The sequence below is a fragment of the Delftia sp. WSY_7 genome (assembly GCF_043104845.1).
GTDB lineage: Bacteria > Pseudomonadota > Gammaproteobacteria > Burkholderiales > Burkholderiaceae_C > Comamonas > Comamonas tsuruhatensis.
Genome location: NZ_JBICLB010000035.1, coordinates 337,491 through 355,452, shown reverse-complemented (window position 1 = coordinate 355,452; position 17,962 = coordinate 337,491). Strand labels below are relative to the sequence as shown.

Sequence of the window (17,962 nt, the reverse complement as noted above, 5' to 3'; positions counted from 1 at the left end):
GCCACCGGTCCACTCAGGAATTGTGCGCAGCCTCTCCCAGAAAAACTGAACAGCCACCGCAGCCCGCGCAGACCCCCATGAACATCCGCTTTCTGGAAACCTTTGTGCTGCTGGCACGCATCGGCAGCGTGCGCCGCGTGGCCGAACTGGTGCATGCCAGCCCCGGCGCCGTCTCCATGCGCATACGCGGGCTGGAGTCGGACCTGGGCGTGACCCTGTTCCACTGGGACCGCAAGACGCTGCAGATCACCGACGCCGGCGCCCGGCTGCTGCGGCATGCGGAGGCCGTCATCGAAGCCGCACGCACCCTGGAGCGTGCCGCCAGGTCCGACGACGCCATCGGCTGCCGCCTGCGGGTCGGCGTGCTGGAGACGGCGGTACACACCTTCCTGCCCGAATTCGTCAAGGCGATGGGTGCCAGCCTGCCGCATATCGAGCTGGACCTGACCGTCGATCTGAGCACCCACCTGTCGGAGCAGATGATGCGGCGCGATCTGGACCTGATCGTGCGCACCGGCAGCGGCGTGGACCCCCAGTTCGCCGTGGTCGAGAACCTGCTGGAGGTGCCCGTGCACTGGATTGCCAGGCGGGGCCTGGTGCCCAGGAAGGATGGACTGCACAAGGCGCTGGGCAAGCAATTGCTGACACAGATGCGCGGCACCGGCCCCTACGAGCAGGCCGTGGCCATGGCACAGCAACTGGCCGTGCAAAGCGGCATGGTCTCCAGCGATCTGCGCATCTCGGGATCGCCCTCGCTGGCGGCCCTGGTCTCGCTGGTGCGCGAGGGCCTGGGCGTCGCCATCATGCACGGCATGCTGGTGGCGCCGCAGCTGGCAAGCGGGGAGCTGGTGGAGCTGGATCTGCCCACGCCACCCTCCTTTCGCATCACCACCTGGTACCCCAAGTGCCCGTCGCCCGGCGTCACCGACACCGCCCAAGTGCTGCGCCGCGTCTGCAAGAGCTACTGCAAGCGGGTCAGCCCGCATCTGGTGCGGTACATCGGCTAGGGCGCGGATGCCGGCGGCGGCTCCTGCCCGTGCAACAGCGCCAGAAAGCTGGCGGCCGCCTGGCTCAGCGGCCGGTCGCGGCGCACCAGGCTGCCGTAGGACTGCAGGTTGCGGCGCATGCGGTAGGACAGGATGCGGACCATGCCGTGCTCGGCATGGTCGCGGGCCACGGCCTGCGGTATCACGGCCACCAGATCGGAGTTGCGCACCAGGTTCATGGTGGTGAGGATGGAGCCCGTCTCGATCAGGCCGCGCGGCAGCGGCAGGCCGTGGGCCTGGAACTCCTGGTCGATCAGCGCGCGCATGGGGCTGCCCGGCGGCTGCAGCACCCAGCCATAGGCCTGCAGCTGCGCAAAGCCCACGCTGCGGGCACGCGCCAGCGGATGGCTGCAGCCCGCGATGATGGACAGGGCCTCATCATCGAGCGAGCAAAACCGGTGATCCGCGTCGGACGGCCCGGCCGGACGGCCCACCACCACCTCCAGCACCCCGTCCTGCAACTGCGCCAGCAGCCGGTCGCTGGTGTCCACGGCCACCTCGATGGACAACAGCGGCCACTGGCGCTTGAGCGCCAGCAGCGCCTGCGTGAGGCGGCCCGGCGACGCCGCCATGATGCTGCCCACGGCCAGCCGCCCCGCGCTGCCTTCGCGCAGTTCCTGCAGCTCGCGGTTCAGCGCCTCCATGCCGCCGCGCAGGTGGCGGAAGTAGCCCGTCACGCGCTCGCCGGCGGCGTTCAGTTGCAGGCCGCGGCCCACGCGCTCGAACAGCGGCAGGCCCAGCGCGCCTTCCAGCTCATGCAGCATCTTGGTGGCCGCCGGCTGGCTCAGGCCCAGCCGGGCTGCAGCGCCGCGCAGCGTGCCCTGCTCCTCTATGGCCAGCATCAGCGCCACCTGCCGCATGCGCAGGCGGTTGAGCAGTTGCGGCGTGCTGTCCCTGCGGTCGATGGAGCCCATGGAAGTCCCTTTGAATTGATTGCCTGGAGTTATCCATTCATCAGCAATTTTCAGTTTACGGCAATCAATTGCCTGCCTAGCATGGGCCCACAACAAAAGCACCGGAGACAAGACATGCAACGCCGCATCCTGCTGGCCGCAGCCGCCCTGCTGCCCTCGCTCGCCACCGCTCAAACCCCGCCAACCCCGCCCGACTGGCCCGCGCGGCCCGTGCGCATGCTGGTGGGCTCGGCCCCGGGCGGCGGCACGGATGCCATGGCACGCGCCGTGGCCGACCGGCTCGCGCCGCTGCTGCGCCAGCCCGTGATCGTGGAAAACCGCCCCGGCGTCTCCAACACCCTGGCCGTGGACATGACGGCCAAGTCCACGGACGGGCACACCATGGTGATGGGCGTGGTCACGGCCCATGCCATTGCCCCGCACCTGCTCAAGCTGGGCTACGACAGCAACCGCGACCTGGTGCCTGTGGCCTATGTGGGCGCAGTGCCCAATGTGCTGGTGGTGGGAAACAACCTGCCCGCGAACTCGGTGCAGGAACTGGTCGCCCTGGCCCGCAAGGAGCCCGGCAGGATCAACTTCGCCAGCAGCGGCACGGGCAGCACCCAGCACATCGCGGCCGAGATGTTCAAGGACGCGGCCGGCATTGAACTGACCCACGTGCCCTACAAGGGCAGCGCCGCCGCCCTGGTGGACCTGGTCAGCGGCCAGGTGCAGATGAGCTTCGACACCATGCCTTCGGTGATCGGCCAGATCAAGGCCGGCAAGCTGCGCCCGCTGGGCGTGACGTCACCGCGCCGCAACGCCCAGCTGCCCCAGGTGCCGACGCTGGCCGAGGCCGGCCTGCCGGGCGTGGAGATAGGCGCCTGGTACGGCATCTACATGCCAGCGGCCACACCCCGCGCCGTGCAGGCACGGGTGCACGACGAGGTCAACAAGGTGCTGGCCATGCCCGAGACGCGCACGCGCCTGGAGGCCGTGGGCGCCGAGCTGCAGCCCATGGGCCAGGCGGAGTTCATTGCCTTGCACAACGCCGAGTACCAGCGCTTTGGCGAAATCATCCGCAAGAACCACATCAAGATCGACTGAGCCGCACATGCCCGCATCCGAACTTCCCGTCGTCGCCCTGACCCTGGGCGATCCCGCCGGCATAGGCGCCGAACTGATCGCACGCCTGCTGGCGCGGCCCGAGGCCATGCAAAAGGCCAACATCGTGCTGGCCGGCGACCCCTGGCTGTGGCAGCAGGGCCAGCGCATCGCGGGCCTGCAGGTGGCCACCGCGCCCATCGCCAGCATGGCCCATGCACGGGGCCGCACCGACACCGCCCTGCCCGCCTTCCTGGCCCTGGACACGGTGGCCCCCGATGCCGTGCACCAGGGCCGTGCCGAAGCCGCAGGCGGGCGCTCGGTGCTGCAGGTGCTGGACCGGTGCATGGACGCGGCCCAGGCCGGCCAGATCGACGCCATCTGCTTTGCGCCGCTCAACAAGCAGGCCATGAAGCTGGGCGGCCTGCGCCATGAGGACGAGCTGCACCACTTTGCCGAGCACCTGGGCGTCACCGGCTATTTCTGCGAATTCAATACGCTGGGCGATCTGTGGACCTCGCGCATTTCGTCGCATGTGCCGCTCAGGGACGTGGCCAACTATCTGAGCCAGGAGCGCATCGCGCAGGCGGCCGAGCTGATCTACCGCGCACTGCTGGCCAGCGGCATGGCGGCCCCCAAGGTGGCGGTGGCGGGCTTCAACCCGCACAACGGCGACGGCGGCACCTGCGGGCGCGAGGAGATCGACATCATCGCACCGGCCGTGCGCGCGCTGCAGGCCCGCGACTGGCCTACGCCCGATCCGTTCCATGGTCCCTTCCCGGCCGACACCATCTTCCTGAAGGCCCAGGCGGGCGAGTACCAGGCCATCGTGACCATGTACCACGACCAGGGCCAGATCGCCATCAAGCTGCTTGGCTTCTCGCGCGGCGTGACCGTGCAGGGCGGCCTGCCGATCCCCATCACCACGCCGGCCCACGGCACGGCCTATGACATCGCGGGCCAGGGCCGGGCCAGCGTGGAGGCCACCTGGCAGGCCTTTCTGATCGCCTGCCGCATGGGCGCCGCGCGCCTGCCCTGACTGACTTCACTCCCTCGCCATCACCATCATGAAAATCAAATCCGTCCGCGCCCGCGTCTACGAATGGCAAGGCAAGACCGTGCCGCCCCAGGGCAACTTCTGCTCCAACGCCATGGACCTGCTCTATGCGCCGCAGGAGACCATGTCCACCTTCCGCTTCCATTCCTGGACGGTGGTGGAGATCGAGACCGACGACGGCATCGTCGGCCTGGGCAACGTGGCGCTGGCGCCGCGCATCGCCAAGGCCATCATCGACGAGTACCTGGCGCCCCTGGTCATCGGCCAGGACCCCTGGGACTACGAATACCTGTGGCAGCGCATGTACCGCGCCACGCAAGCCTGGGGCCGCAAGGGCGTGACCATGGCCGCCATCTCGGCCGTGGACCTGGCCATCTGGGACATCCTGGGCAAGAGCGTGAACAAGCCCGTGTTCAAGCTGCTGGGCGGGCGCACCAAGGAAAGGATTCCCTGCTACTACAGCAAGCTCTACCGCACCGACCTCAAGGCCATGCAGCAAGAGGCGCAAAAATTCCTGGACCAGGGCTTCAAGGCCTTCAAGATGCGCTTCGGCTACGGCCCGGCCCATCTGCAGGAAGGCGTGCGCGAGAACCTGCGCTCGGTCGAGGCCGTGCGCGAAGTCATAGGCTACGACTGCGACCTGATGCTGGAGTGCTACATGGGCTGGAACCTGGAGTACGCCAGGCGCATGCTGCCCAAGCTGGAGAAGTTCGAGCCGCGCTGGCTGGAGGAGCCCGTGATCGCCGACGACATCGACGGCTACGCCGAACTCAGCCGGCTCAGCGGCATTCCGATCTCGGGCGGCGAGCACGAGTTCAGCCTCTACGGCTTCAAGCAGCTGCTGGACAAGAAGGCCGTCAGCGTCGTGCAGTACGACACCAACCGCGTGGGCGGCATCACGGCCGCGCACAAGATCAATGCGCTGTGCGAGGCGTTCAGCGTGCCTGTGATCCCGCATGCGGGCCAGATGCACAACTACCACCTGACCATGAGCACGCTGGCCTCGCCCATGGCCGAGTACTTCCCCATCTTCGACGTGGAAGTGGGCAATGAGCTGTTCTGGTACATCTTCGACGGCGAGCCCGTGGCCGAGAACGGCTTCCTGCAGCTCAGGGACGATGTGCCGGGCCTGGGCCTCACGCTCAAGACCGAGTACCTGGACCAGTTCCGCATCGTCGAATAAGGGAGCACGCCATGCCCGGAATTTCTCGGCCGCGCTACAGCGGCATCTTCCCCGTGGTACCCACCACCTTCCACGAGGACGGCACGCTGGACCTGGCCAGCCAGAGGCGCTGCCTGGATTTCATGATCGACTCGGGCGTGGATGGCCTGTGCATCCTGGCCAACTTCTCCGAGCAGTTCCTGCTGGCCGATGACGAGCGCGAGGTCCTCACGCGCACGGCGCTGGAACATGTGGCGGGCCGCGTGCCCGTGATCGTCACCACCACGCACACCTCATCGCGCGTGTGCGCCGAGCGAAGCCGCCGCGCGCAGGACATGGGTGCGGCCATGGTGATGGTCATGCCGCCCTACCACGGCGCCACCTTCCGCTTCGGCGAGGCCCAGGTCCACGGCTTCTTCCAGGCCGTGTCCGATGCCATCGCCATTCCCATCATGGTGCAGGACGCGCCCGCCGCAGGCACGCCGCTGTCCCCCGCCTTCCTCGCGCGCATGGCCCGCGAGATCGAGCAGGTCTGCTACTTCAAGATGGAAACCTCAGGCGCCGCCGGCAAGCTGCGCGAACTCATCGCCCTGGGCGGCGAGGCCATCGAAGGCCCCTGGGACGGCGAGGAAGGCATCACCCTGCTGGCCGACCTGGAGGCCGGCGCCACGGGCTCCATGACGGGCGGCGGCTTTGCCGACGGCATACGCCCCATCATCGAAGCCCACAGAAACGGCGACCCCGACACCGCATTCGCCCTCTACCAGCGCTGGCTGCCCCTGATCAACCACGAAAACCGCCAGGCCGGCTTCCTGGCCGCCAAGGCGCTGATGAAGGCCGGCGGCGTGATCGCCTGCGACGCGCCGCGCGCGCCCTGGCCGCCCATGCACCCCGAGGTGCGCCGCCAGCTGCTGGACATTGCGCGGCGGCTGGATCCGCTGGTGCTGCGCTGGGGGGGTTGAGGCAGTTGAGGTCTCAGCAGAAGAAAACCGCCGCCTGTGCATGGGCTATGCTGCCGCTCTGTGCCTGCCAGCCCCACCGATCAGACTGCCGCCCATGTCCGCAACCTCTTTGTCCCCGTCCAACGTCGAACTGGACGACGCGCTGTATGCCAGAGTCCTGTCCTGGAGCGACGCCCAGGCCCTTGCCCAGCAGACCGTGAGCTTCTTCATGGCGGAGGGAGAGCACACCATCGGCATCGATATGCAAGTGCTCAGCGCAACGCAGACATCGGCCGACACGCCCGGCATGCTGCAGTTCTCCCTGGTGTTTCGCGGTCCGCGCCAGCCGCAGCTGCCGCAGCGCACTTACCGCGTGCGCCATGCGCAGCTCGGTGACTACGCCATCTTCATCACGCCCATTGCGCAGTCGGCAGGCCATGTCGATTACGAGGCCTGCTTTTCCCATGCCGTCTGAGCCGTTCGTGCCCGAGCTGCCGCCGCTGTATCTGGAGGATGTGCGGCTGCGCCTGGCCGAAGAAGCCGACTACGCTTTTCTCCGCGCCCTGTACCGCCAGGTACGCGCTGCCGAACTGGCGCCCGTGCCCTGGAGCGAAGCAGAAAAGCATGCCTTCTGCGATTCGCAGTTCGCTTTGCAGGACCAGCACTACCGCAAGCACTACGCACACGGCGCGTTTTTCGTGATCGAGAGGGCAGGTCTGCCTATAGGCCGGCTCTACCTCAATCTCGCACCCGGGCCGTTGGGAGTGATGGACATCTCGCTCGACGCCGCTGTTCAAGGCCAGGGACTGGGCACGGCCCTCATGCAATGGCTGGCCGGCTGGGCAGATCAAGAAGGGCGCGACATGCAGCTGTTCGTGGAAGCCAACAATCCAGCCCGGCGCCTGTATAAGCGCCTGGGCTTTGTCGAGCAGGACCAGGAAGGCATCTACCTGCGCATGCGCAGGACCGCGGCGCTCAGCCGCGGTTGAACACGGCTTCCAGCAGACCGCCTCGCGCGTCGCTGGGGCTCAGGAAGACGGCGTGGCTTCCCAGAGCCGGATGAGAGATTTCCCAGGTGTCCTGCAGCAACGCGCCAGGGCGGGACAACTCGAACAGTGCGCTGAAAGAGCGGTCGCCGTGCAGTGTGTGCGGCAGCGCCGCCAACGAAACCAAACGTAACTCGGAAACTTCTCCTGCTACCGAGAAGCTATGGCCCAGCAGCGGCTGAAAGTGGCTGCGGCGCAACTCCATGCCAGCCGCACAGGCGATCACTGGAATCCCGGAAACGGCCGCTGCAGCGGGAAAGGCCCCTGCAACCTGCATGAAAGCACGGCGTCCTGTCTTCATCGTGGCCCTTCCTGCCCAAGCAACAGAAGCAAAATATTTTTGCTGCGAAACAGGTTGCCATACTAAACTATTTTGCAATTATTAACGTTTACTAACCCCACCCTGTCATGGCTCAACCCTTTGTTGGGGAAATCCGCATGTTTGCCGGCAACTTCGCGCCGGCAGGCTGGATGTTCTGCGAAGGGCAGCAAATGCCCATCTCGGAATACGAAACCCTTTTCACTCTGATCGGCACGACATACGGCGGTGATGGCCAAAGCACCTTCGCCCTGCCAGACATGCGTGGCCGCATCCCCCTGCACGCAGGCAACGGATTCCCGCTGGCTCAGGCCGCTGGAGTCGAAGACGTCACGCTGACCGTCAATCAGATTCCAGCCCACACGCACGGCGTTCCCGCGTCCTCGGGCACAGGCTTTCTGGCCTCGCCCGCCGAGGCAGTGTTTGCCAAGCACAGGGATCACAAGGCCTTTGTGAACGGCGTCCCCGCCACGCCCATGGCTGCATCGATGGTGAGTTCGGTAGGAGGGTCGCAGCCGCATACCAATATGCCGCCCTTCCTTTGCGTGAACTTCATCATCTCGCTGTTCGGCATCTATCCCTCCCCCACCTGATGTCTACCCCCTTTCTCGGAGAGGTTCGCGTCTTCTCCTTCAACTTCGCCCCCAAAGGCTGGGCTCTTTGCAATGGGCAGTTGCTGCCCATCAACCAGAACCAAGCACTGTTCTCGCTGCTGGGCACCACCTACGGTGGCAACGGGCAGACCAACTTTGCACTGCCCGACCTGCGCGGCCGCATGCCCATGCACATGGGAGCCGGCCATACGCAGGGAGAGAGAGCAGGCGAGCAAGCCCATACCCTGACCCTGCCAGAGATACCGCAGCACAGCCACGCCATGGCCGCTTCCGGCACTACGGGCCAGGCGACATCGGGCAACGGCAACCTGCCTGCAGCGGCGCGCGGCCACTATGCGCAAAGCGGTGATACGACCATGCCAGCCCTGCTGGCCAATGTGGGCGGCGGCCAGCCACACCTCAATATGCCGCCCTATCTGGCACTGAGCTTTTGCATGGCCATGCAAGGCCTCTTTCCTTCTCCGACCTGAAGACCATGTCCGATCCCTTCGTCGCCGAAATCCGCATTGGCGGATTCAACTTCGCACCCAAGGGCTGGGCCTTTTGCGATGGTCAGCTCATACCGCTTTCTCAGAACACGGCGCTGTTTTCCCTGCTGGGAACGGCATATGGTGGAGATGGCAAGTCCAACTTCGCGCTTCCCGACTTGCAGGGCCGCATGCCCATGCACCCGGGCCAAGGACCTGGACTGTCACTGCGCGATCTGGGCGAATCCGGCGGTGTTGAAACCGTGACGCTGCAGGCATCGGAAATTCCCGTCCACAGCCATCTGGCCCGAGCGGGCACGCCTGCGGATCCCGCTGTAGCAAGCCCGGCAGGCGCCGTCCTGGGCACCGCACCGACGCGCCCCTACATCGCGCCAGCCTCCAACACCTCTGCGGTCACCATGGCTCCCCCTCAAGCTGCGGGCGACAGCCAGCCACACAACAATCTTCCGCCCTACCTGGTCATGAACTTCATCATCGCCTTGCAGGGCATCTTCCCCGCACGGAGCTGAGTACACCTATGCGCAGTTCCATTGCGGCCTTGACCCTGTTGACCTTGACCACGGGGGCTCAGGCCGATCCCCTGGTGCAACGCGAGTTCTCTGGCAGGGACAACCGCTTCATAGAAATGCCCGGGGCCGGCTTTCGCGCCATGGCCTCAGGCAAGCGCATCAGTTTCGACGCGCAAGGCATGAGCATCGACCTGCCCGGCCGGGCCACCAGCGTGCAAGGCCGGTCGGTGGCCGCATCCGGCGTGGCCCGGAGCCTGAGCCTGCGCCCGGATTCGCGCCTGCGCTACAGCTTCGAGAACGGGACCATGTCGGCGCCGCAGGGCATGCAGCCTTCGCCCACGCTGTACCACTGGCTGGTCGGCGAAGCCGCGCAATGGCGCACGGGCCTGCGCAGCTTCGGTGCCTTGGGCTACCGCAGTGTCTGGCCCGGCATTGATGCCGTTTTCCAGGGCGAGCCCGGCGGTCTGAAGTACCAGTTTGAACTGGCTCCTGGTGCCGATGCCGCACAGGTCTGGCTGCGCGTGGAAGGTGCGACGGATGCACGCATCCTGCCCACGGGAGCGCTGCAGTGGAGCATAGGCAACGACCTTTTCACCGACGATGCACCGCTGGTCTACCAACCCCGGGGCAATGGCCGCGTGGACGTGCCCGCCCGCTATCGGCTGGAGCAGGTGGACGCCACCACCTGGCGCGTGGGCTTTGAGCTGGGCAGCCATGACAAAGGCCTGCCGCTGGTCATCGATCCGGCCTGGACCGGCTACTCGGGCCTGGTCGGAGGCAACTCGGCCGACCAGGTCAACGCCGTGGCGCGAGACAGCGACGGCAACACCTACGCCTGTGGCGTGACGCAATCGTCCGACCTGCCCAACGCGGGCAGTAGCAAAGGTGGCGAGGATGCCTTCGTCGTCAGATTCGATCCCAAGGGTGTCCCCTTGAGCGTGACTTATGTGGGCGGATCGGGAGACGACGCCTGCAACGGCCTGGCCGTGGACATACAAAACCGCATCCACCTGGCGGGCAGCACGGAATCCACCGGCTTCCCCCTGCTTGGCACAGATGCCAACCAACGCTTTCGGCGCAGCAAGAGCACGACGGATAGGGATGCCTTCGTCATGCGCCTGACCCCAGACGGTGCCGGAATTCTGTATTCGGGCCTGATTGGTGGAACGGGTGACGATCAGGCCAATGCCCTGGCTCTGGACACCCTTGGCCGGGTCTACGTGACCGGATTCACGGAAGGCAAAGGCTTTCCTGCCGTGAACGGGCCGCAGCTCAACCACGGCTCCGGCCCTGCGCAGTCAGAAATGCGGGATGCCTTCGTGGCCCGCATCGACGCTTCAGGCAGCGGGCTGGAGTACGCCGGATACATCGGCGGCGACGGCGGTGCCGACATCGGATATGCCATTGCCGTGGACAGCACCGGCGCGGCCTATGTGGCAGGCGCTACCGACTCTGTCTCGGGGATGCCGGGCGCCACGGGCCTCAGGACACAAATCAATTCGCGCGCCATCGATGGATCAGACGGCTTCGTCGCCAAGATCCGGGCCGACGGCAGCGCCTTCGACTACTTCACGCTGCTGACAGGCTCGGGCGCCGGTGCGGACCGTGCACTGGCACTGAACCTGATGTATGACGGCTCACTGCTCGTGGGCGGGGAGACCGGGTCAGACAACTTTCCTGCCGACAACGGCGGACTGCGCAAGGGCCTAGGGCCGCAGACCGCGCGCAGCACCGGCATGGACGGCTTTGTGCTGCGTCTGAATGCATCAGGAGACCAGGTGCTGGACGCCACCTACCTGGGTGGCAATGGCTACGACAGCGTGGAAGGGCTGGCCGGCGACGGCGTGCAGTGGTTCGCCACGGGCAGCACCAGCAATGGAGCAGGCTTTCCCGTCAAGGCACAAAGCGGCCTATCCACCACGCCAGGAGGCAAGCAGGACGGCTTCCTGGTCAGCATCGCAACCAGCGATCCGAACAACTGGAACTATGCAGGGTTCCTGGGCACCTCGGAAAACGAGGCCATGCGCAGCCTGGCCGCAACCAATGTGCAGGGCAGGACCCTTCTTTCCGTGGGCGGCGCCACCACCACATCGGGCACCAACGGCCTGACCAACCCTGCGAACAGCGCCCTCAGCGCAAACGAGAGCCTTTCGAATGGTCTGGTATTTCGCATCGATCCTTTCGGCCCACCTGCGGCCATGGCGGTGCTCACTGGCTCTCAACAGTCCACCCGCATCCAGCAGCCTTTTGCCACGCCGTTGTCGGTCAAGGTCACCGACATCGACGACCAGCCGCTTGCCGGCATCATGGTGGACTTCAATGCGCCTGCCGCATCGGGGCCATCCACCACCTTTGCCACAAGAACCTCGGTCACGACCAACGACCAGGGCATCGCATCGCTGAGTGCCACGGCCAACCTGTTCGCCGGCAGCTATACCGTGACGGCGCAGGCAGGGGCGGCCAGCACCTCGTTCTCGCTGACCAATGACAAGAGCCCGCAGGCTGCACTGACGGCAAGTGCAGCACTGCAGACCCTGCCCTATGCCGGCACCACCACGCTGAGCGCCAACGGCGGCTCTGGCGCAGGCGCCATCAGCTACGCCGTAACTGCAGGCGCGGCCTATTGCACCCTGACAGGCAACACGGTCACAGCCACGGCTGTGGGCGATTGCACCGTGACGGCGACCAAGGCGGGAGACGCCAGCTACCTGGCCGCCACGACCACCGTGGACATCTCGGTGATCAAGGCCCAGCAGCCTGCGCTGACGGCGATGGCAACACCCAGCACGCTGGCGGCCTTCAGCACGGCCGCGCTGTCAACCAGTGGCGGCGCAGGGTCCGGCGCCGTGGGCTTTTCCATCACGGATGGAGCCGCCTTTTGCTCCGTCAACGGCAACACGCTCACTGCGGAAGGCACGGGCTCCTGCACAGTGACCGCCACCAAGCTGGGCGATGCCAACTACCAGGACACGCTGGCCACCACCGTGGTGACCGTGACCCCTGCAGCCCAGGTCACCCTGAGCGTGCAGTCCACGCCTTCGACCCTGACCTTCGGCGCCACGGCAACCCTGGCGACCACTGGGGGTTCGGGCAGCGGCGCCGTCACCTACGCCGTGACGGGTGGTGCCCAGTTCTGCGCGGTGACGGGCAACCAGTTGAGTGCCATTGGCGCCGGCAGTTGCACCATCACGGCCACCAAGGCTGGCGACATCAACCACCAGGCCATCAGCGCCAGCACCACCGTCATCGTGGCCAAGGCTGGACAGACAGCACTGTCGGTGCAGGCCAGTCCTGCAGCCATCAGCTTTGGCGGCATTTCGCAACTGAGCACCACGGGCGGCTCGGGCACCGGCGCCATCGGCTTGAGCGTCGCGGGCCCCTGCAGCATCGCGGGCTCCACGCTCACCGGCCTGGGTGTCGGAACCTGTACGGTCACGGCCACCAAGGCAGCGGATGCCGACCATGAAGAGGCCACGGCCAGCACTTCGGTGACGGTGTCACAGGCAAGCCAGGTGGCCCTGTCCGTGGTGGCATCACCCGCCAGCATTCCCAAAGGCGACTCCAGCACGGTCACCGTCACTGGCGGCAGCGGCAGCGGTGCACTCACGCTGGCGCTGACGGCAGGCGCTGGCAACTGCGCGCTGTTCGGCAACACCGTCACCGGCACGGCCGTAGGCAGCTGCACGGTGACGGCGACCAAGGCGGCCGATGCCAACCATGCACAGGCCACCGGCTCGGTACAGATTGCAGTCGGCAAGGCAATCCAGAACATCACCTTCGATTTCTCGTCCCTGCGTTATCTGAGCCCCCAGGCCCTGTCGCTGGCAAACGCCGCCGCAACCAACTCCAACCTGCCGATCAGCTTCAGCAGCCTCACTCCTCAGACCTGCGTGGTCACGGGCACCTCGCTGCGGCTGATGCGCACGGGAGATTGCACGCTGCAGGCCAGCCAGGCCGGCGATGCCGAGTACGCCGCGGCAACGCCCGTGAACCAGACCTTCACGATCACCCTGCCCCCCCACTCTCTGAGCACCATCACCGGTGCCGTGGGCGGAACGACGGTCTCAGCAGAGATTGCTGCGGGAAGCCCATGGGTCTTCACACCCATGGGAACAGGCCCGGCGCAGACTGCGGGCTTCATCCCGCTGCAGGGGCACATCAGGTCACCTGCCGATGCACCGCCTGCCAATCTCCAGTTCCCGCTGGGCCTGTTCGATTTCGCTGTCCACAACGGTGCGCCGGGATCCACGGTGAGCATCAAGCTCACGTTCCCGAACAATCTGCCCCGCAATGCACAGTACTGGAAGTACGGCCCCACGTCCGACAACGCAACGCCGCACTGGTATCACTTCACCGGCGCGCAGTTCAACGCCAGCGACAACAGCGTGACGCTGACGATTGAGGACGGCAGGAACGGCGATGACGACCTGGATGTGAACGCCTTCATCAGTGACCCGGGCGGCGTGGCCGTGCTGGCCGCCGCTGCCGGCGGCAGCCCCGCGGCCATTCCCACGCTTTCGCAATGGGGCCAGTGGACGCTGGCAGCGCTGATGCTGGGCGTCGCAGCCCTGGCCGGACGCCGCACGCGAATGCGCAAGCCGCGCTGAGTCCTACACGGTAGCCGGGGCCGCTCACGCGCCCCCGACTACCCGAGTCAAGCCTGCACGATCCCCGACACATCCAGCACATACATCTGCCGCTGGTGCTCGTGCACGGAGTCGATGCAGACCTGGCGCCCGTCACGGCTCCAGCGCGGGTGCAGGTCGCAGCGGTTTTCCTTGCTGAGATCGGGAGAGGCGTAGAAGCTGCCCAGGTCGTGGCGCTCGCCCGTGTGCATGTCGTACAGGAAAAGGAAGCGCTCGTGCGTTCGGTCGTCGGGATAGGTGTCGCTGAGCAGCCAGCGCGTGTCCACGGGCGAGAAGCTCATGTGGCCGTTCTCCACCAGCACGCCTGCGCCCACCACTTGCACGTCACCGCCGTCCACATCGTCATAGAGGTGATAGTGGATCTCCCCGGCATGCGGGCCCCACACAATGATGTGGCTGTCGTCCTGCCATAGCGGATGCGAGATCTGGTATTCGGACTTTTCGTAGTCGAACGTGCCCACGGCCATCGGGTCGAAGTCGTCGGCCAGCTGGGGCAGCGGATGGTCCGAGCATTCGAGCAGGCGCATGTCGGAGCCGTCGGGCGCCATGGTGATGAGGCGGTGCAGAAAGCAGGTTTCGTCCTTGACGCGTTCGGTCCAGCGGTGCAGGAACAGGATGCGCGATGACGACGGGTTGACCTCGATATGGCTGACCCAGTGGATGGCCTTGTCCATCGATGTGCGGTGATGAAATGCCTTGAGGCGCGCATAGCTGGCCAGCAGCCTTGCCTCGCCCGTCGCGACCTCCATGCGCCAGATGCCGTCGTCCTCGGGCGCCAGGGGCAAGGCGAAGGGACCACCCTCTTCGCTGTAGCCGATGGTTTCGTGCGTGACGTACAGACGACGGTAGTCCACGCACAGCGCCCAGGCACTGCTGGGCGCCACCACATACACAGGCATGGGCAGGGTGCGCCGCGCGCCGCTGTCCACATCGATGACCACGGAGCCGAACCCCGGATAGCGCCCCCCGGAATCTGCCGTCCTGTCGTTGTGGATCAGCTGGCGGCCCGCCAGCCCGTCCAGCCACTGCAGCTGGCTGCCCATCTGCCAGTTCCAGGCGCCGGTCTCGCCCACGGCGTGGAAGCGGTCGCCGTTTTCGGTATCGAAGTAGCCGATGGACGCCCGCGCCTGGGGCGTGAGGTACTGGTCCATCCACGGCGTTTGCTGCGCCAGCACCAGGCGATTGCTGCGGTCCCAGCTGGACTTGTTGTAGTAGCCGAAAAAGTGGTGCTGGCGGCCATCGCCCAGGCGGTGGCAGGGGACGAAGGATGCGGGGGTGTTCGAAGTCATGGAGCGTTTCATTGGGCGGAGATGTGGCCTTCGGCGATCACGCGGTCCCAGCGCTGCTTTTCGCGGGCAACGAAGGATTGCGCCTCAGGCCGGCTGTTGGCGACGGCGCTCATGCCCTGCTCTTGCAGGCCCTTGCGGAACTCGGGTGTGGCCACGACCTTTCGGATGTCGTCATTGAGCTTTTTGACGATGGCCTCGGGCACCTTGGAGGAGACGGCCACGGTGGTCCAGGAGGTGGCCACAAAGTCCTTGAGACCGGACTCGGCCGCCGTGGGCACGTCCGGCAGGGCCGGCAGTCGCTGGCTGCCCGTGACGGCCAGCGCCTTGAGCTTGCCGCCGCGTATGTGCGACAGCACCGTGGGCGGGTTCTCGAACATGAGCTGGATCTGGCCGCCCAGCAGGTCGTTGATCGCGGCCGAGCTGCCGCGATAAGGCACGTGCACGATGGGCGCGCCCGCCTGCAGCTTGTACAGCTCACCCATCATGTGCACCGACGAGCCCACGCCGGCCGAGCCGAAGTTGACCGTGCCAGGCGCCTTTTTGGCCAGCGCCGTCAGCTCGGCCAGGTTGCTGGCGGCAAGGCTGGGCGTGGCCACCACCACATGCGGCATCTCGGCCAGCACGGTCACCACGCGCAGATCCTTTGCGGGGTCATAGGCCAGCTTGCTGTATACGCCATAGGCGGCATGCAGGCCGATGGAGCCCACCATCAGCGTGTAGCCGTCGGCCGGTTGATCGGCCACATATCGGCCTCCCAGATGACCGCCCGCGCCGGGTTTGTTTTCCACCACCACCGGCTGGCCCCAGAGCCGGCTCAGGCGGTCGGCCAGCATGCGTGCCTGCACGTCGGAGCTGCCGCCTGCAGTGAACGGCACGATGATGCGCAGCTGGCGCCCCGGCTGGGGAAAGCCATCCTGCGCGATGGCGGCGACTGGTGCCGTGCCAGCCAACGAGGCGGAGATGGCCGCAGCGAGCATGGCGGCTTTGCTGCCTGCGCTTGTCTTGATCATGGAATCCTTTCGATGGCGCTGCCGCGCCTGGGCAAACGATGCAATGAGGCCAGTGTAGAAAGCGGGGCATCTTTGAAAAAATGCATTTTTCCGTGGCCTCTATACAGAAAAGATATACATTGCCAGCCACCCCGAGCAGGACCGAATCGCCATGTCCAGACCCCTGAGCGCCCGAGAGATCGAAGCCTTCCGCGCCGTCATGCAGACCGGCACCACCACGGCCGCCGCGCGGCTGCTGCACACCACGCAGCCTTCGGTCAGCCGGCTGCTGGCCCAGATGCAGGCGGCCGCAGGGCTCAAGCTGTTCGACATGCACAAGGGCCGGCTGCGCCCCACGGCCGAGGCCGTGGAACTGTTCGCCACCGTGCAGCAGCATTTCCTGGGGCGCGAACGCATAGAGCGCGACCTGGCCGCACTGCGCCAGTCCGGCGCCGGCACGCTGCGCATAGGCTGCACGCCGGCCCTGGGCCTGAGCGTGATCCCGGCCGTGGTGCGCAGCTTTGCACAGCGCTACCCGGGCACCCACATCAGCCTGCAGACCCTGGGCTCCACGCCCTTGCGCGAGGGCCTGCTGCATGGCCACTTCGACCTGGTGGTCAGCACCATGGCGCTGAGCACGCCCGAGCTGGACGCCACCGTGCTGCACCGCAGCCGCGCCGTCTGCGTCATGCACCCGGACCATGCGCTGGCCATGCGCACGCGGCTGCATGTGCGCGATCTGCAGGGCCAGCTGCTGCTGACGCTCAACGCCGATGACGACATCTACCTGCAACTGCGCAGCACCATGCAGGAGCAGGGCATAGAAGCCGGCTCCACCATGGAGACCACCTACTCCTCCACCATCTGCAGCCTGGCTGCACAGGGGCTGGGGCTGGGCGTGGTCAACCCCTACGTGGCCTCGGTGTTCGCGCGCGACCTGCGTGTGCTGCCACTGCTTCCAGCCTGTGCGGTGGAGGTGGTGCTGGCCCTGCCGCCCCAATACGCGCCCACCGAAAGGGCTGACTGCTTCGTGCAGTTGCTGCGCGAGCAATTGCACGCCTATCCGCAGGCCCGCACGCCCTAAAATTGCGGCCGATTGGAGACAAGCGGTTTGCAAACGAGTACCCACGAGCCCATGCTCACCCCCGCCGAGCGCGAGGCCATCAATTCCGGCCAGTGGTTCTGCAGCCTCTCGCCCTCGCTGCGCCATGACATCCTGCGCCAGACCACGGTCCGGCGGCTCAAGGATGGTGCGCTGATCTACGCACGCGGCGACGTGCCGCACAAATGGTTTGCCTGCGCACAGGGCGCCGTGCGCATGAGCTCGACCAGCCTGTCGGGTCGGCAGACCACGCTGGCCTATGTGGAGCCGGGCGCCTGGTTCGGTGCCATGTCCACCTTTCTTGACGAGCCGCGCACGCGCGATGCCTATGCCCATGGCGACACCACGCTGCTGTGCGTGGACAAGGAGAGCTTCCACGCCATCCTGGCCACGCATGTGGAGTTCTACGACGCCCTGCTGCGCCTGCAGGCCCACCGCATACGCCAGACCTACGGGCTGGTGGAAGACCTCAACACCCTGCCCCTGCGCGCACGCCTGGCCAAGCAGCTGCTGCACCTGTCGCGCAGCTACGGCACACAGGTGCTGGACGACCCGCGCGAGCTGCGCATAGGCCTGCAACTGGTGCAGGAGGAGCTGGCCCAGTTGCTGGGCGCCTCGCGCCAGCGCGTGAACCAGGAGCTCAAGCGCATGGAGCGCGACGCCTGCATTCGCGTGGAAGCCCAGGGCCTGGTGGTCAGGGACCTGGTGGCCCTGCAGACCATCGTGCGCGAGGCCAGCCTGGCCGGCGCCTGAGGCC

At 66.4% G+C, this 17,962-nt stretch carries 17 protein-coding genes; 13 read left to right on the top strand and 4 right to left on the bottom strand.

The window, feature by feature from the left end:
• Positions 1-77: 77 nt before the first annotated feature.
• Entirely contained in the window at positions 78-1,007 is a 930-nt protein-coding gene (locus ACF8ME_RS21360) for a LysR family transcriptional regulator (RefSeq protein WP_392418121.1), read from the top strand.
• Here the strand turns inward: ACF8ME_RS21360 and ACF8ME_RS21355 are convergent.
• The gene (locus ACF8ME_RS21355; protein ID WP_392418120.1) at positions 1,004-1,960 is read right to left on the bottom strand and encodes a LysR family transcriptional regulator; all 957 of its coding nucleotides are present in this window, start codon (positions 1,958-1,960) and stop codon (positions 1,004-1,006) included. The genes ACF8ME_RS21360 and ACF8ME_RS21355 overlap by 4 nt on opposite strands.
• A 114-nt stretch (positions 1,961-2,074) precedes the next feature.
• Between ACF8ME_RS21355 and ACF8ME_RS21350 the strand changes: the two genes are divergently transcribed.
• The 6 genes from ACF8ME_RS21350 (at position 2,075) to ACF8ME_RS21325 (ending at position 7,192) form a co-directional block, all read left to right on the top strand.
• Positions 2,075-3,046, top strand: coding sequence for a tripartite tricarboxylate transporter substrate binding protein (locus tag ACF8ME_RS21350; RefSeq protein ID WP_034367281.1), 972 nt, complete (start codon positions 2,075-2,077; stop codon positions 3,044-3,046).
• Positions 3,047-3,053: 7 nt separating this feature from the next.
• Entirely contained in the window at positions 3,054-4,082 is a 1,029-nt protein-coding gene (locus ACF8ME_RS21345; RefSeq protein ID WP_392418117.1) for a 4-hydroxythreonine-4-phosphate dehydrogenase PdxA, read from the top strand.
• A 28-nt stretch (positions 4,083-4,110) separates the two neighbouring features.
• Entirely contained in the window at positions 4,111-5,283 is a 1,173-nt protein-coding gene (locus ACF8ME_RS21340) for an L-rhamnonate dehydratase (protein WP_392418115.1), read from the top strand.
• An 11-nt stretch (positions 5,284-5,294) separates the two neighbouring features.
• Positions 5,295-6,224, top strand: coding sequence for a dihydrodipicolinate synthase family protein (locus ACF8ME_RS21335; protein ID WP_392418113.1), 930 nt, complete (start codon positions 5,295-5,297; stop codon positions 6,222-6,224).
• Positions 6,225-6,318: 94 nt separating this feature from the next.
• On the top strand, positions 6,319-6,678 hold the full coding sequence (locus ACF8ME_RS21330; protein WP_026062124.1) for a DUF6916 family protein: 360 nt from the start codon (positions 6,319-6,321) through the stop codon (positions 6,676-6,678).
• The gene (locus ACF8ME_RS21325) at positions 6,668-7,192 is read left to right on the top strand and encodes a GNAT family N-acetyltransferase (RefSeq protein ID WP_016447527.1); all 525 of its coding nucleotides are present in this window, start codon (positions 6,668-6,670) and stop codon (positions 7,190-7,192) included. Before ACF8ME_RS21330 ends, ACF8ME_RS21325 begins: the two co-directional genes overlap by 11 nt.
• On the opposite strand, the gene ACF8ME_RS21320 is transcribed toward ACF8ME_RS21325, so the two are convergent.
• Positions 7,179-7,550: a DUF6916 family protein gene (locus ACF8ME_RS21320; RefSeq protein WP_016447528.1), complete on the bottom strand. Its 372-nt coding sequence runs from the start codon at positions 7,548-7,550 to the stop codon at positions 7,179-7,181. The genes ACF8ME_RS21325 and ACF8ME_RS21320 overlap by 14 nt on opposite strands.
• 137 nt (positions 7,551-7,687) lie before the next feature.
• Between ACF8ME_RS21320 and ACF8ME_RS21315 the strand changes: the two genes are divergently transcribed.
• From ACF8ME_RS21315 to ACF8ME_RS21300, 4 genes are read left to right on the top strand one after another with little or no spacing between them, the layout of a single operon-like run.
• A complete protein-coding gene (locus ACF8ME_RS21315) occupies positions 7,688-8,161 on the top strand; it encodes a tail fiber protein (protein WP_312841326.1) in 474 nt (157 codons plus the stop codon).
• Entirely contained in the window at positions 8,161-8,652 is a 492-nt protein-coding gene (locus ACF8ME_RS21310) for a phage tail protein (RefSeq protein WP_392418111.1), read from the top strand. Before ACF8ME_RS21315 ends, ACF8ME_RS21310 begins: the two co-directional genes overlap by 1 nt.
• A gap of 5 nt (positions 8,653-8,657) precedes the next feature.
• Positions 8,658-9,179, top strand: coding sequence for a phage tail protein (locus tag ACF8ME_RS21305; RefSeq protein ID WP_392418109.1), 522 nt, complete (start codon positions 8,658-8,660; stop codon positions 9,177-9,179).
• 8 nt (positions 9,180-9,187) lie between these two features.
• On the top strand, positions 9,188-13,786 hold the full coding sequence (locus tag ACF8ME_RS21300; protein WP_392418107.1) for an IPTL-CTERM sorting domain-containing protein: 4,599 nt from the start codon (positions 9,188-9,190) through the stop codon (positions 13,784-13,786).
• 47 nt (positions 13,787-13,833) lie between these two features.
• Here the strand turns inward: ACF8ME_RS21300 and ACF8ME_RS21295 are convergent, their stop codons facing one another.
• Both ACF8ME_RS21295 and ACF8ME_RS21290 read right to left on the bottom strand, forming a co-directional pair.
• Positions 13,834-15,126, bottom strand: a complete 1,293-nt coding sequence (locus ACF8ME_RS21295; protein WP_392418105.1) for a hypothetical protein — start codon at positions 15,124-15,126, stop codon at positions 13,834-13,836.
• On the bottom strand, positions 15,123-16,124 hold the full coding sequence (locus ACF8ME_RS21290) for a Bug family tripartite tricarboxylate transporter substrate binding protein (protein WP_392418103.1): 1,002 nt from the start codon (positions 16,122-16,124) through the stop codon (positions 15,123-15,125). Before ACF8ME_RS21290 ends, ACF8ME_RS21295 begins: the two co-directional genes overlap by 4 nt.
• A gap of 151 nt (positions 16,125-16,275) precedes the next feature.
• On the opposite strand from ACF8ME_RS21290, the gene ACF8ME_RS21285 reads away from it, so the two are divergent.
• Both ACF8ME_RS21285 and ACF8ME_RS21280 read left to right on the top strand, forming a co-directional pair.
• Positions 16,276-17,187, top strand: coding sequence for a LysR family transcriptional regulator (locus ACF8ME_RS21285; protein ID WP_199960061.1), 912 nt, complete (start codon positions 16,276-16,278; stop codon positions 17,185-17,187).
• A 51-nt stretch (positions 17,188-17,238) separates the two neighbouring features.
• The gene (locus tag ACF8ME_RS21280) at positions 17,239-17,958 is read left to right on the top strand and encodes a Crp/Fnr family transcriptional regulator (RefSeq protein WP_046238151.1); all 720 of its coding nucleotides are present in this window, start codon (positions 17,239-17,241) and stop codon (positions 17,956-17,958) included.
• The last annotated feature ends 4 nt before the right edge of the window (positions 17,959-17,962 follow it).